Origin of the sequence: Christensenella timonensis (assembly GCF_900087015.1) — a bacterium.
In the GTDB taxonomy this organism is placed as follows: Bacteria; Bacillota; Clostridia; order Christensenellales; family Christensenellaceae; genus Christensenella; species Christensenella timonensis.
The window spans coordinates 1534642-1548143 of sequence record NZ_FLKP01000002.1 but is presented as its reverse complement, the minus strand read 5'-3'; the positions used below and the strand labels follow the sequence as shown (position 1 = coordinate 1548143).

At 50.1% G+C, this 13502-nt stretch carries 17 protein-coding genes; 1 reads left to right on the top strand and 16 read right to left on the bottom strand.

Features of this window, described 5'->3' with window-relative positions; all coding sequences use genetic code 11:
* Positions 1–242: 242 nt before the first annotated feature.
* The 12 genes from BN6471_RS08810 to pduL form a co-directional block, all read right to left on the bottom strand.
* Positions 243–512 carry a EutN/CcmL family microcompartment protein gene (locus tag BN6471_RS08810; protein WP_066647856.1) on the bottom strand — a complete coding sequence of 90 codons (270 nt, stop codon included), beginning with the start codon at positions 510–512 and terminating at the stop codon, positions 243–245.
* Between the two features lie 17 nt (positions 513–529).
* On the bottom strand, positions 530–1927 hold the full coding sequence (locus BN6471_RS08805) for an aldehyde dehydrogenase family protein (protein WP_066647853.1): 1398 nt from the start codon (positions 1925–1927) through the stop codon (positions 530–532).
* 250 nt (positions 1928–2177) lie between these two features.
* Positions 2178–2477 carry a EutN/CcmL family microcompartment protein gene (locus BN6471_RS08800; RefSeq protein ID WP_066647850.1) on the bottom strand — a complete coding sequence of 100 codons (300 nt, stop codon included), beginning with the start codon at positions 2475–2477 and terminating at the stop codon, positions 2178–2180.
* 19 nt (positions 2478–2496) lie between these two features.
* The gene (locus BN6471_RS08795; protein ID WP_147554048.1) at positions 2497–2775 is read right to left on the bottom strand and encodes a BMC domain-containing protein; all 279 of its coding nucleotides are present in this window, start codon (positions 2773–2775) and stop codon (positions 2497–2499) included.
* 44 nt (positions 2776–2819) lie between these two features.
* The gene (locus BN6471_RS08790; RefSeq protein ID WP_066647845.1) at positions 2820–3098 is read right to left on the bottom strand and encodes a BMC domain-containing protein; all 279 of its coding nucleotides are present in this window, start codon (positions 3096–3098) and stop codon (positions 2820–2822) included.
* A gap of 38 nt (positions 3099–3136) precedes the next feature.
* Positions 3137–3682 (bottom strand): BMC domain-containing protein, encoded by a 546-nt coding sequence (locus tag BN6471_RS08785; RefSeq protein WP_066647842.1) that lies wholly within the window; start codon positions 3680–3682, stop codon positions 3137–3139.
* On the bottom strand, positions 3679–5013 hold the full coding sequence (locus BN6471_RS08780; protein ID WP_066647838.1) for an SLBB domain-containing protein: 1335 nt from the start codon (positions 5011–5013) through the stop codon (positions 3679–3681). Before BN6471_RS08780 ends, BN6471_RS08785 begins: the two co-directional genes overlap by 4 nt.
* Before the next feature lie 11 nt (positions 5014–5024).
* Positions 5025–6452, bottom strand: a complete 1428-nt coding sequence (locus tag BN6471_RS08775) for an aldehyde dehydrogenase family protein (protein ID WP_066647835.1) — start codon at positions 6450–6452, stop codon at positions 5025–5027.
* Between the two features lie 43 nt (positions 6453–6495).
* Positions 6496–7014 (bottom strand): EutN/CcmL family microcompartment protein, encoded by a 519-nt coding sequence (locus tag BN6471_RS08770; protein ID WP_066647833.1) that lies wholly within the window; start codon positions 7012–7014, stop codon positions 6496–6498.
* Positions 7005–7343, bottom strand: a complete 339-nt coding sequence (locus tag BN6471_RS08765) for a EutN/CcmL family microcompartment protein (RefSeq protein ID WP_066647830.1) — start codon at positions 7341–7343, stop codon at positions 7005–7007. Before BN6471_RS08765 ends, BN6471_RS08770 begins: the two co-directional genes overlap by 10 nt.
* Before the next feature lie 9 nt (positions 7344–7352).
* The gene (locus BN6471_RS08760) at positions 7353–8039 is read right to left on the bottom strand and encodes a hypothetical protein (protein ID WP_066647827.1); all 687 of its coding nucleotides are present in this window, start codon (positions 8037–8039) and stop codon (positions 7353–7355) included.
* Complete coding sequence (gene pduL, locus BN6471_RS08755; RefSeq protein ID WP_066649996.1) at positions 8040–8624, bottom strand: phosphate propanoyltransferase; 585 nt, start codon at positions 8622–8624, stop codon at positions 8040–8042.
* Positions 8625–8946: 322 nt separating this feature from the next.
* Between pduL and BN6471_RS08750 the strand changes: the two genes are divergently transcribed.
* Positions 8947–9549, top strand: coding sequence for a hypothetical protein (locus BN6471_RS08750; protein WP_066647824.1), 603 nt, complete (start codon positions 8947–8949; stop codon positions 9547–9549).
* A gap of 55 nt (positions 9550–9604) precedes the next feature.
* Here BN6471_RS08750 and BN6471_RS08745 read toward each other — a convergent pair whose 3' ends face one another.
* The 4 genes from BN6471_RS08745 to BN6471_RS08730 form a co-directional block, all read right to left on the bottom strand.
* Complete coding sequence (locus BN6471_RS08745; protein WP_066647821.1) at positions 9605–10621, bottom strand: sensor histidine kinase; 1017 nt, start codon at positions 10619–10621, stop codon at positions 9605–9607.
* Positions 10618–11277 carry a response regulator transcription factor gene (locus tag BN6471_RS08740; RefSeq protein ID WP_066647819.1) on the bottom strand — a complete coding sequence of 220 codons (660 nt, stop codon included), beginning with the start codon at positions 11275–11277 and terminating at the stop codon, positions 10618–10620. The genes BN6471_RS08745 and BN6471_RS08740 overlap by 4 nt, the downstream gene beginning before the upstream one ends.
* Before the next feature lie 63 nt (positions 11278–11340).
* Entirely contained in the window at positions 11341–12729 is a 1389-nt protein-coding gene (locus BN6471_RS08735) for a sensor histidine kinase (RefSeq protein WP_330384470.1), read from the bottom strand.
* Positions 12730–12784: 55 nt separating this feature from the next.
* Positions 12785–13456, bottom strand: coding sequence for a response regulator transcription factor (locus BN6471_RS08730; protein WP_066647814.1), 672 nt, complete (start codon positions 13454–13456; stop codon positions 12785–12787).
* Positions 13457–13502: the final 46 nt, after the last annotated feature.

Below are 13502 nucleotides of genomic sequence, written 5' to 3'. Positions count from 1 at the left end.
GTGGCATTACCTGTATTATAGGAGATTTTTCCTCTCATTTCAACTTATTTTTGAGTTTTTCAAAAAAAATATCACTTATTACGATAATATTACAAAAAAGACTTTACAAGCACTTTTTTGTATACCTTTTCGGTCATATTCGTTTAATTCCGAATACACTGTATTTGCACCCGAAAGGGTGTTTTTTTTTTGCCCTTTTTCCAGCGACCGAAAAGGTATTCCTAATCATTCGTAACGTATTACTACATTACCTCGTTATAATCATCTATAAAACCGACGATCGCCACATCGACGGGAGGTTCCGGTTTGATTCCAAACATCAATGCCGCTTCCTTACGGCCGATCATGTATACCAAATCGCCGATCCCCGCCTGCCTTGTTGCATCTCCCGCCACGATCAGGTTCTTATCCTCACCATTTTCTATCAGGCGCACGACTAAGAGTTTGATTCCTGTAAGCCGTTCATTCTTTACGGTAGACACCACCGTGCCTTCTACTCTGCCTGTATACATCTGACCAGATCCCCTCGCTAAATAAAATTCAAATCCCCATAGAGTACGCACCGACGCGCGCGGGTAAAGGATTTTGCGCTGGTAAGCCCTTCACCGGTGGGCGTTGCGATCGTGAATGTCGTATAACCTTCGCCGCCTACGCCGAAGCCAGCGGATGACGGCCCGTTTTTTACAAAAATCGTTGTGTTGAGCGCCTTTGCCGCCATACTCAAATGATGCACATTTGTCGAATGGATCATGGCGGAATGTTTGCAGCCAGCTTCCGCCCTCACTGCCTCACGGATCGCCTCGTCGATCGAATGAACCCTTACGATCCCCATTACAGGCATCAGCATCTCCACCGTCACAAACGGATGCTCCGCCGGAACGTCCGCAATAATCAGCCTGGGCTCCCCGCTGAAATCCACTCCGCTTGCTTTGAGGATCACCGATGCGTCTTTTCCCACCATTTTACGGTTGATCACATACTTACCGTCTTTGCACTGCAATGTCGCACCGACGATCTTTTGTATCTCTTCACCACGCGCCCGGAAAGCCCCGCCTTGCTCCATCGAGCCCATCAGCTGTTCCGCCACGTTGTCAAATACAAATACTTCCTTTTCAGCGACACACAATACGCAATTATCAAAGCTTGCTCCATCCACAATGTCTTTGGCCGCTTTTTCGATATCTGCCGTATCGTCTACAATCACCGGCGGATTTCCCGGCCCTGCGGCCACTACCTTTTTTCCGGTACCCATCGCTACTTTGACGACCGCTTCGCCGCCCGTAATAGACAACAACTTGACGTCCGGATGCTTCATCACCGCAAGGCTTCCTTCCATACTCGGTTCCTTTAAGGCGGCCACCAGCGAAGCCGGCCCTCCGGCCGCTACGATCGCTTCATGTATAATCCGCAATGTTTCCTGCGAACACTTTTTTGCCCCCGGATGCGGATTGAAAACCACCCCGTTCCCCGCGGCGACCATGCTGATCGCGTTATTGATAATCGAAGATGTCGGGTTTGTGGATGGTGTTACGGAACCGATCACGCCAAACGGCGCCTGTTCCACCAGTGTCAGGCCGTAATCCCCCGTATAAGCAACTGGCGTAAGGTCTTCCGTTCCCGGCGTCCGTACAGCTGCCACCGTATTCTTTACGATCTTATCCCGCACTTTGCCAAAGCCGGTTTCTTCCCACGCGAGCCTTGCCAAGTATTCCGCATTTTTCTTTGTTTCTTTTCTGATAAAATGGATTATTTTCTGCCGCTCTTCCAATGCCATTCCCGCCAGGATATGCTGCGCTTTTTTTACTGCCGCAACCGCCTGGTCTGCTGTGTCAAACAAGTAACCAGATAAAACGCCGTCTGGCTGCTGCCCGATTCCTGCAAGAACTTCCTTTACAATATATTCAATCGTTTTTGTATCTATATTCATGCGTAACCGCTTTCCTGTACAATTCTTACAAGTTCTGTCATTTTTTTATGCAGTTTTTGTTTATTTGTGTGGGTTTATGTGGTTTGTTAATTATATTGTAAGCGCAGACTTTCATTTTGTCAATCTTTAAAAACAAAATTATGATAAAAGTTTTTTGTTATCAAAACTCCCTTATTTAAGGGTAAAACAATACGGTATCCAAACAAACCGGATACCGTATTCTTACACATGTTTCAGGCAAAAGAAAAGATCAATACAAATCCTTTGCTGTTTTCGTACAGCCATCGACCGTATAGTAATCGATCACACCTGCAATCGTATCGTCAGCAATCAGCTCCTTGTCTTCCATGACCATGACCGCCGCTCCGCCGTCATTATTGGTCAGGACAATGTCTCCGATACCCGCATTTGCACCGTCAAGGGCAATATGGCGGACGCCCTGCGGTTTGCCGTCTAGATCAAGATACTCTACGATCATCAATTTGTAGCCCTTGAACCTTCTATCCTTGATCGTTGAAACTACATTACCGACAACCTTTGCGATTTTCAAAGCAATTTACCCTGTCTTTTTATTCCATATGCGGCAGGATACCCTCTACGTCGTTGTGCGGTCTCGGGATCACATGCACGCCGTACAGGTCTCCTACCCTCTTCGCTGCCGTCGCGCCAGCGTCTACTGCTGCTTTGACCGCGCCGACGTCGCCGCGTACCATGACCGTTACGAGTCCGCTGCCGATCTGCTGCTTGCCGATCAGCTTGACATTCGCTGCTTTTACCATCGCATCCGCCGCTTCGATCGCACCGATCAAACCTTTTGTTTCCACCATTCCCAAAGCTTCTTTTTCCATCATTTTTCTCCTTACACGTTTATACTGTACAATATTCTTGTTCGTTACCCAATGTGCGGCAGGATACCTTCCACATCATCATGCGGATGCGGGATCACATGCACGCCGTACAGGTCTCCTACCCTCTTTGCTGCCGTCGCGCCAGCGTCTACCGCAGCCTTGACCGCACCGACGTCGCCGCGTACCATAACCGTTACGAGTCCGCTGCCGATCTGCTCTTTGCCGATCAGCGTGACGTTGGCAGCTTTCACCATTGCGTCAGCCGCTTCGATCGAACCGATCAAGCCTTTTGTTTCCACCATTCCCAAAGCTTCTTTTGCCATTTTTCGTATCCTCCGTTTACTTAACTATTGATTACTTATTATACAATTGCATTTATGATATCAGGATGGGGCGAGGGGATCACGACGCTTTTCGACATCAGTCCCTGTACCTCATCCGGACTCTCGCCCGCCTTGACCGCCGCTTCCACGGCCGCCACTTCACCAGTCAGCAGCACAAACGATTTTCCACCCATACCACGTCCCAAACGAACTTCGATCAGCCGTACATCCGCTGCTTTCACGCTTGCGTCGGCAGCCATCACTGCCGCTGCCAAAGAAAACGTTTCCAATATCCCGATCGCACCTACGTTTCCGATGTCGCTGCACGCATTGATTGCCGTGAATACATCAGGATGTACATGCGGGATCACAATGCTGTCGACAAGCGTATCCTGCGCGCATACCGTACCAGCCTCCACACTTTCCTTTACCGCTGCAACTTCACCGCCCACAATGACAATAAACTTGCCGGCACATACCGTCTGCGCCGTAATGAGCTCTACCTGTGCCGCCTTCAGCATAGCATCGCCCGCCTCGATCCCCTGCGGGATGCTCAATACCTCCAGCATACCTAATGCATTCATCTTACTCCTCCGTTTAAGCGGATTTCAATATAAGTATCCGTAATATCCGTTACCGTACCACTGATACTTGCGTGGATCTTCGCCCCCAGCGCCCCTTCCGGGATGTCGGCGACCAATTGTCCCTTGCTCACTGCGCTGCCCTGTCCAACCACGGGAACAGACGGAGCGCCGATATGCATCTTCAACGGGATTTTAACGCTTCCTGCCCGTGTCACACCGCTTGCGAGCGGCGCAGGCACGTCGTATTGCTTGACGCCCATCCTGCTGATCATGCGCGAAACAGGAACTTTTTTTAAATCGAGTCCGGGATCCACCCGTCCGTATACTTCCTTTTTGGGCTTGACGCCCGCAGCACCCAGGGATTGCTTGAACATCCCCATCATTTTGGACGGCTTCAGACCAAAGTTACATGCAAAATAAGTACAAATACCGCAATCACAGCAAGAGAAAACGCCGTTGATATCCCCTAAGAGCGATCCTTGTGCGTTTGCCGCCGCCCGCATCGCCTTATGCGGTTCTACACGCAGTCCCAATGCGTTGCGCGGGCATAACTGTGTACACATCGAACATTGGCAGCAAACCGCCTGTGCCAGCTTGATATCTTCCTTGCTGTTATTCCCTTTTTTGGCGATCAGCGGATGGTCTTTTTTGAACACCAGCACGCCGCCCGTGGTCTTTGTAACCGGCGTTTCCCAGTCCTCCGACAACGCGCCCATACAAGGGCCGCCTAAAATCAAAATATATTCGCTTTTATCTGCCGGGCCGCCCGCAGCCGCGATGATCGCGCTGACCGGCGTCCCGATGGGCACACAGAACGTCGCTGGGTTTTCCACCTCGCCGCCCACCGTGACGAATTTATCCGTTACGGGTTCACCATACATCGCATGGGCGATATTGACAAGCGTACTCACATTGCATACCACAGTCCCAACATCGAGCGGCAGCCCGCCCGTAGGCACAACGCGCCCTGTAACCTCGTAAACCATTTGCTGTTCGTCCCCGGCAGGATAATAACTTTTCATCTGGTGCAGGCTGATCTTATCATCCCCCCGCAGCACAGCGCTCAAAGCGTTCACCGCCTCATGGTAATGGGATTTCAAACAGATAACGCCCTGTTGCGCCCCCGTCTGCTCCATGACCGCGCGCATCCCGTCAACCAGATCCTGCGCATACACCGCCATGACCTGCTGATCCACCCGCAGCAACGGCTCGCACTCTGCACCGTTGGCGATCACATATTCCGCTTTGCAATTGATTTTGACATGCGTCGGGAACCCAGCGCCACCCGCGCCGACGATCCCGGCATCACGTACTTTTTCAACGATATCCATTCAATTTATCCTTATACGATCCTGAAGTCTCCCTGGAGCACACACCGCCTGGAACGCGTAAACGATTTTGCGCTGGTCAGCCCTTCCCCTGTCGGCGTGGCGATCGTCAGTGTAGCATATCCCTCGCCGCCAAAACCCAGTCCTGCATAGGAGGGCGCGTTCTTTACAAAAATCGTGGTGTTCAGTACGGACGCCGCCTTCGACATATTATGCACATTTGTCGAGTGGATCAGCGCCGAATGCTGGCAGCCGCGTTCCGCGATAAACGCTTCCTCGATCGCTTCGTCAATATTTGACACACGTACCATGCCAAGGACAGGCATCAGCATTTCCACAACCACGAAAGGATGGTTTTTGTCCACCTCCGCAATGATCAGGCGCGGCTGTCCGCTGTAACTGATCCCGCTGTCCGTAAGGATGCGCGTCGCATTGCTTCCCACATATTTTCTATTGATCACATAACGACCGTCTTTGTTGACCAATACCGTATCGATGATTTTCCGGATATCGTCCCCCTGCGCCTTGTAGCAGCCAAGCGGCATCATAGCGGAAACCAGTGCGTCAAAAATGCCGTTCATCGCAAATACTTCCTTTTCCGCGACGCACAGTACATTGTTATCAAAGCTTGCCCCATCTACGATCGCCTGTGCGGCATGCTGGATGTCCGCCGTATCGTCAACGATAACCGGCGGATTTCCCGGCCCCGCCGCAATAACTTTTTTGCCAGTCTTCATTGCGACGCCGACAACAGCCTCCCCCCCTGTGATCGAAAGGATCGGAATATCCTTATGCTCCATGATGGTCTTACCCGATTCGAGCGACGGTTCGTTCACGGTCGCGATCAGCGCCGGAGGGCCGCCCGCACCGACGATTGCCTCGTTCAAAATACGCATCGTTTCCTGTGAAGCGTGCTTTGCCGACGGATGCGGGTTAAATACGACTGCATTTCCCGCAGCGACCATACTGATCGAATTGTTGATAACCGTAGAAGTCGGGTTCGTCGAGGGTGTGATTGAGCCGATCACTCCAAACGGCGCGCCTTCGATCAGCGTCATTCCATTGTCCCCCGTATAAGCAACCGGCCTTAAGTCTTCGATTCCGGGTGTCTTTTCTGCGGCCAGCCTGTTTTTGAGGATCTTATGTTCATATCTTCCATAACCGGTCTCTTCGTTCGCCAATTTCGCAAGATACTCCGCATTTTTCAGAGCTGCCTGGCGCATTGCCGCAATCAATAATCCCCGCTTTTCCAGCGTCATGCCCGCGAGCTGTTTCTGCGAAGCCTTCGCGGCGGCAACCGCCTGGTTTGCATCGTCAAACATCCACGCCGAACCAAAGCCGCTACCCGCACATCCACATGCAGGACTGGCTGCCGCGCCTTTCAAGGCGCGTTCCACCGCTTCCTTAATCATTTCCCTCAACTGAATATCCGAATATTCCATGCCTTCAACACCCTCTCTATCTTTTCAATCCCGATCGATTTATTCACTTGTTTTTCTTTTTGCTGCGTTCCTTGCGCGATCCCTGCACGCGTTCAAACCTGGATTCATTCCCGCTCCCAGGTTCTTGCGGCACCTCAGCGACAACGGTTGCGGCCGGTTCCACGAACTCCCGTACCATTTCTGCACCTTGTTTTTCTTCGATCTCCACCACAACCGTTTCTTCCTGCCCTGCGGCAATCCCCGGTTCTTCTTTCAGGCTGCCGGCGTCTTCGGCCTTGTCAAACAACCTTTTCCCCTGTACATCCACACTGTCGATGATCGCCACGATCGTATTATCGACCGGCTTGCCGTCTGTCAGGTCTGTCTGGCGCGAAGAGCTTCCTCCTACGCACATCACGACTTCCCCTTCGCCGGCGCCGATTGCGTCGATCGTCACAAAAGGCGCGCCTTTTTCTTCAAAAGTGTCCATATCCACAGGAACCGCTACCAATATTTTCATTCCCTGCAGCTTATCGGATTTCCTTGTGCTGACAAGACTGCCGACCACCCTCGCTAATTGCATGATTCCTTCTCCTTTTGTGCCGTACCATAATCGTCCTTCGCCTTATCATATGTCTGTTTCTCTTTGATCGTAATGTAATCCACGATCCCGTAAATGCTGTAATCGGACGCATACTTCTTTGAGGTATCCGTCTGCCGGGCGGAACTTCCGTAAGCGCACATCACGATATCTCCATCTCCCGCGCCCACATCGTCTATGCAGATCACATATTCGCCCTTTTCTTCAAAAGTTTCGATGTCGACGGGCTGGACGATCAGCAGCTTTGAACCCGTAAGTTTATTTACTTTGTTGGTACTGACAACCGTTCCTTTTACCCTGCCTATCAGCATCTTTGCCTCCTATCGGTCAATGGTGATGTTAAGCTCTGCCGCACGCTCGCGCGCCAGCGGCGTTATGATCGCGCCTGCGGCGCATAAAACGGAATGCTTCCCCGCTTTGCGCGCCTGTTCGATCTCATTTTCCGTCACCAGTGTGAGCACAGCTGTTTCCTTTTCCCCCGCGCAGTTATATTGCGCTACCTGTATCCCCATCGAGGTCAGGGAATCGATGATCGAAGCGATTTTTTCAAAAAACGTCCCCCGTTTGAACTTCGGTGTATCAAAATCCAGCAGGATACATACCTTTCTTCCCCACAAGAGCGAACGCAGCACCACATGCTCGATGAATCCTTCATCGTCACCGTCCGCAATCCGCTGCAAAAGATTAATCTTCGGCGTTACCAGTACGATCCTTCCCTTGGAAGCGGCTTTTTGCAGCAGCAGTTTCTCGTCCGTTTTATCCTCTATGCGCATGGACTCGAAGCCGAACGGCTCAAAATCCGCCTCTTCGCTCATAGCGCACTCAATATCTTCCCCATACAATGCAACCAACTTTTCATTCGCGGTCTTAGGCGAGGGGACATATGTCGTAAAAAGCGCAAGCGTCCCCACGACATGTTCATCGCGCGGCATCTCCCGCTCTATCCGATTCAATACGCTGTCCACAATACTGCGAACCAGCTCATCCCAGTTATCCGTCTGCGCCATTTATCCTATGATCTCCATATAGTCGCCATTTTTGACCAGGGCGGCGTTCGCTTCATCCATATCCAAATGCACTTCCAGTTCATGGCCGTCGCCTGCGCGCACCAGTACATCCTCAAAAACCATCGGGCGCGAACCACCAAAGCGCAATTTGACCGTATCGCCGTTTTTCAGGTGATATTGATCGGCCTGTGCAGCCGACATATGCAAATGGCGTTTGGATACCATCAATCCCTGCGCAAGCTCAACCGTCCCTTTGGGGCCGGAAATCCTGCATCCCGGCGTTCCCGCTACCTCGCCTGACATATGTACGACGATCGGCACACCCAACTTAAAAGAATCGGTAGCGGATATCTCGATCTGTGTATCAGGGCGCTCCGGCCCCAGCACCCTCACCTTCTCGATCGCTCCCTTGGGCCCCTGGATCGTCACCGTTTCTTCGCAGGCAAACTGTCCCGGCTGGGACAGCGGTTTGATTGGTGTAAGCTGGTATCCTGCTCCAAATAACCGCTCAACATGGCTGCGCGACAAATGGATATGGCGATTGGATACGGCAGCAGGCACAATACGCCTGCCGGTTTGTTCCATCAACCTAGATACCACTTCAGCTTCAACAATTTTCCTGATCGCGCTTTTATCCATTTGACCGATACCTTATTTTTATTCAAAAAAATTAATTTCCAAAAAATTCAAAAGATTCCACAACGTTACAGAATCAATAGTAAAACAGCATTGTTTGATACTTTTATATTAATCGTTTGCCGGGACGTTGTCAATTACTTTTTTGTGTTTTTGTTGTTTTATGTGGTTTCTTTCGTTGTTTTATTACAATTCATGAAATATTCATTTGTCTGGGGATATTCTATTTGTTATAATAATGCTAATCCTACAATAAGAAATGGAGCAAACCATGAAAAAAATCATTTTGTTTACAATACTATTCCTCATGTTTCCTGTATTGCTCATGGCAGCATGTGCCGCTCCTTCCGCTCCCTCTGCGCAGCCGTCTTCCCCGGAAACCACTTCTTCTGCTTCTGATAAGAACGTTGCAGTACAGATCGATTCTTCCCTGCTGGCCGATCCATGGAAGCTGGAAGATTTCAGCGATATTGCCGATATGAAGAATTATCTCTTTTATTATTCCAATCCCGATGCCAAAAACGCTTACATCACGATGACACAGGCCGATCATTACGACGACCGCAGCGACGACCTGAAACAGGAACTGGAACGCAATGTCGATACCTACATTAACCAAACGTTAAAAGGTTCCATGAAAGAATCCGCGGCAACTGAACCGTCTTATTATGAAATCGATGGGTATCCCGCCGTCGCCTTTGACGTAACAGGGAGGCTGCAGGACGGCAGCGAAACTTTCACTGCGCGGACGGTCTTTGTAGCGACCGACAAAAAGATTTATTGCTTGCAGTTGCAGGATAGCGCTGACCACTTTTCTCAGTCTGCCGGGCTGTTCGATCGGGTCAAGGACAGCTTGCACATCGCAGAAAGCTGACGAACATCAAAAAGGCCGTCCGTTATGGGCGGCCTTTTTCTGATCCTTTCAGGAGCTATAATACCATGGTCATAGAACTTTTAGGGAAAACAATCGTAACCGCCGTACCCCGGCCTTCTTCAGACTCAATGCGGATCCCGTGTCCCAGTTTTGCGCATAGTTTCTTGCAAAGGTAAAGCCCCAACCCGGTTGATTGCCCTTTTTTCCTTCCGTTGCTTCCCGTAAATCCCTTATCGAAAACGCGGCCTAGTTCGTGAACGGATATCCCCACGCCATTGTCAACGATTTTGAGCAGCACGCAATCTTTTTGCGTTTTTCCCGTCACACAGATACATGCATCCTTTTTATCGCTGTACTTGATCGCATTCACGATCAGCTGGTTTAAAATGAACTCGATCCATTTCGCATCCGTGAACACCTTCAGTCCTTCCACATCCGTTTCCAACCGGATATGCTTTTCAATAAAAAGCTGCGCATTTCTGCGGGCGACCGAGAATACGATTTCCTGCAAATCCGTTTTTCGCAGCATATAGTCCTTTTCCACAGTGTTACTACGGGAATAGAACAATACCTGCTCGACAAGATCCTCCATTTTATCAATGTCTTCTTCTATCCCTGCCGCGACATGCTCCCTGTGGTTTTCCACGGCAAGCTTGGACGCGGCAAGCGGTGTTTTGATTTCGTGTACCCACATTTCAATGTACTCACGGTACTCTTCCTGTGCATGGCGGTATTCCGCGATCTTTTCGAGCATCGCGCGGTTCGTCCCTTTCAGCAGGTCATAGAGGATCATCCCTTCCCGCAGGGAAACCGGCCGCTCCAGCACTTCAGCGATCAGGTTTTTATTCTCCAGCGAATCGAAAAGCGACAGCAGCCCGCTGTAAAAACGGTTGCGCTTCAGATAATCCAACACCAGCGGAAGTACGATGCCTATTGCCAGTACCGCTATAAAAAACAGGATCAGGGTAATGTCCGCCTGAAGTAAGCCGAGGATCAGCGGAAGCCCAAAGAGGATCAGGCAATCGCAAATCAAAAACCAAACCTTGTCCTTGAGGTAATCGCTCAGCTTCATCGCAGCAGGTACCCCTGTCCGCGTTTTGTTTCGATCACATTGATAAGTCCTTCTTCTTCCATCTTCCTGCGCAGCCTGTTGACATTGACGTTTAAGGTATTGTCGTCCACAAACATATTATCGTTCCAAAGGTCTTTCATCAGCTCTTCACGCGTCACAATGGTTCCGCGGCGCGTTGCCAGCGTATTTAAGATACGCAGCTCGTTTTTGGTCAACTCGATTTCCTTTTCCGTAACCTCGATCACGCCGCGCGCCAGGTTCAGCGCGAAGGAGCCGCAGTCGATCCTGTCGACGCTCTTGTTCACACGCTTTAATACGGAATTGATGCGTGCGAGCAGGATCTGCGTATTATAAGGCTTGGTTACAAAATCATCCGCTCCCAGGTTGATGCTCATCAGTTCATCCATCTCCGTGTTCCTGCTTGTCACGATAATGATGGGCATATCCGATGTTTTCCTGATCTCACGGCAAACAGAATAGCCGTCCACCTCCGGGAGATTGATGTCTAAAAGCAGCAGGTCTCCCTTTTCTGCAATGATATCCTGCACGATCGTATCGAATCGCTCGATGCCTGCCGTCTGGTACCCGTACTTTTGCAAAAAACTCTGCAGTTCGTTTCTAATTTTGCAATTATCTTCCGCAATCACTATTTTCATACTCTTATTATAATCAAAAGGGACAGCCGCTACAATGCGAACTGCCCCCCTGTTTCTTAAAAATCACTTAATTTTCAGGATAAACCAGAATATACTGCCCTTGCCTTCTTCGCTGCTGACCCCATATTCCGTCCCATGCATATCCAGTATGCCTTTCACGATGGAAAGTCCGAGTCCCGTTCCCATTGCCGCACGTTTATGCGTTTTGCTTGCCTTATAGTAGCGCTCCCAGATATACGGGAGTTGCTCCCGCGGGATCCCTTCCCCATCGTCGCACACTTCGATTTTCACCTTATCATCGTATATCGTCTGCCTGACAATGATATTCTTCCCCTCTCCCGCATAGGTGAGCGCATTGTTGACCAGGTTATAGATGACCTGCCCGATGCGCGTTTCGTCCGCCTCTACCATGACATCTTTTTTATAATCAAAGGATATCCGGTACCCCTCCTGCTCCTTCAGCTTGGTATACCGCGTCAGGATGTCGCGTATCATCTGCGTCAGGTTAAAAGTTGACGTATTCAATTCCTGCGTTCCCGATTGCAGCTTGGAAATATCCATCACATCGTTTACAAGGGTCGTCAGCCTCCGTGCTTCGTCAATGACGATCTGCACATTTTCCGGCGTATTTTCACCCGGCAGGTCGCGCATGACCTCCGCATATCCTATGATCATCGTGAGCGGCGTACGCAGGTCGTGGGAGATATTCGCGATCAGCTCCTTGCGCAGATTATCCACCTTGGAAAGCTCATGCGCCGCATAATTGAGCGTCTCGGCCAGTTCCGCGATCTCACGGTAGCCTTCCCCATTAAACCGGACATCATACTGCGCTTTCGCCAGCTTTTTCGCCGCTTGATTGATCTGAATGATCGGGTTTGAAACACGCCGTGCAATCATGAGCGCGATAACAAGCGCGCAGGCAATCAGTATGACCGTAATATACAGAAGCTGTATACGCAGCGTTTCCACCGTAGAATTGACTGGCGTGATCACTGAATTCAAGGCCAGCAGCAACGTCTGTCCGTCAGCTGTCGTCAATGTACTGGTATAAATCATGCTTTCTGTGATTCCGTTGTCCGGCGGCGGCACATTTCCCATAAAATACCGCTCGTCGTATTCGGCTTCGGAAAATTTCTTTTGCGGCAGGATCCGAAGCATGCTTCCGCCGTTTTCCTGTGTATCCCTCGCGAGGATCGAGAATTCAAACGCCGGCATCTTATGGATCACACAGTCCGGCATGATATCCGAAGAATAGACGTTCTCCCCATCTACATCCGCAATACGCACGCACACGTCGTAACGGTGCGCGATCCGCTCGATCAGCGTATCGACATTCTCATTGTCGATATTCTGTTCAATCACCTGCGCTGCATCCCTGATCTCTCCTTGCTTGATCGCCCGATAAAAGTCATTGAGGAATACGATCTGAAGCAGCCATAACAATAAAATCATTACAGCCGCAAAAATCAGGATATAAATAAAAATTTTCCATTTGATGCTGAGCCCATCACGCTTCAAACCGGTATCCCACTCCCCTTAGCGTTACAATGTAATCACGGTAATTGCCGAGCGCGCTGCGCAGCAGTTTGATGTGCGTATCAAGCGTCCTGTCATCCCCATAGAAATCATATCCCCATACTTCGGTGATCAGCTTTTCACGTGTCAGTGCGATCCCTTTGTTTTTTGCCAAATAATACAGCAGCTCATACCCTTTTGGGGAAAGCTCCGCCTTTTGTCCATCCACATAAACGACCATGGCGGAAACATCGATCACCAGGCCGCCGAATTCCAGCAATTGCTTTTCCCGCTCGCCTTTTCCCGCCCGCGACAAAATTGCGCGTACGCGCATCATCAGTTCCTTGGGGGAAAACGGCTTCACAACATAATCGTCAACCCCCAGTTCAAATCCATGTATCTTGTCATATTCTTCGCCGCGCGCCGAAAGCATCAATACCGGCGTATTCTTTCCCGTTTCCCGTATTTTGGCGCAGGCAGAAAAACCGTCCAGTTCGGGCATCATTACATCCATGATAATAAAATCGAAATCATGCTTCCTGCATAACTCGACCGCCTCCATGCCGTTTGCCGCCTCCGCGATCTCATATCCTTCAAATTCGCCATATTTCCGGATCAGCGAGCGGATATTTTCTTCATCATCAACTACAAGGATTTTTTCCATAGCATTCCCGCCATTTTTTCTTTTATGATACTATAATAAAGCATGA

Coding starts and splice junctions, on each gene's coding strand:
- BN6471_RS08765 (WP_066647830.1), bottom strand. CDS start 7,343: ATGCTGATAGGCAGGGTAAAAGGAACGGTTGTCAGTACCAACAAAGTA.
- BN6471_RS08750 (WP_066647824.1), top strand. CDS start 8,947: ATGAAAAAAATCATTTTGTTTACAATACTATTCCTCATGTTTCCTGTA.
- BN6471_RS08730 (WP_066647814.1), bottom strand. CDS start 13,456: ATGGAAAAAATCCTTGTAGTTGATGATGAAGAAAATATCCGCTCGCTG.
- BN6471_RS08760 (WP_066647827.1), bottom strand. CDS start 8,039: ATGGCGCAGACGGATAACTGGGATGAGCTGGTTCGCAGTATTGTGGAC.
- BN6471_RS08770 (WP_066647833.1), bottom strand. CDS start 7,014: ATGCAATTAGCGAGGGTGGTCGGCAGTCTTGTCAGCACAAGGAAATCC.
- BN6471_RS08745 (WP_066647821.1), bottom strand. CDS start 10,621: ATGAAGCTGAGCGATTACCTCAAGGACAAGGTTTGGTTTTTGATTTGC.
- BN6471_RS08810 (WP_066647856.1), bottom strand. CDS start 512: ATGTATACAGGCAGAGTAGAAGGCACGGTGGTGTCTACCGTAAAGAAT.
- BN6471_RS08805 (WP_066647853.1), bottom strand. CDS start 1,927: ATGAATATAGATACAAAAACGATTGAATATATTGTAAAGGAAGTTCTT.
- pduL (WP_066649996.1), bottom strand. CDS start 8,624: ATGGAACAAACCGGCAGGCGTATTGTGCCTGCTGCCGTATCCAATCGC.
- BN6471_RS08775 (WP_066647835.1), bottom strand. CDS start 6,452: ATGGAATATTCGGATATTCAGTTGAGGGAAATGATTAAGGAAGCGGTG.
- BN6471_RS08735 (WP_330384470.1), bottom strand. CDS start 12,729: ATGATTTTATTGTTATGGCTGCTTCAGATCGTATTCCTCAATGACTTT.
- BN6471_RS08785 (WP_066647842.1), bottom strand. CDS start 3,682: ATGAATGCATTAGGTATGCTGGAGGTATTGAGCATCCCGCAGGGGATC.
- BN6471_RS08795 (WP_147554048.1), bottom strand. CDS start 2,775: ATGGAAAAAGAAGCTTTGGGAATGGTGGAAACAAAAGGTTTGATCGGT.
- BN6471_RS08780 (WP_066647838.1), bottom strand. CDS start 5,013: ATGGATATCGTTGAAAAAGTACGTGATGCCGGGATCGTCGGCGCGGGT.
- BN6471_RS08740 (WP_066647819.1), bottom strand. CDS start 11,277: ATGAAAATAGTGATTGCGGAAGATAATTGCAAAATTAGAAACGAACTG.
- BN6471_RS08790 (WP_066647845.1), bottom strand. CDS start 3,098: ATGGCAAAAGAAGCTTTGGGAATGGTGGAAACAAAAGGCTTGATCGGT.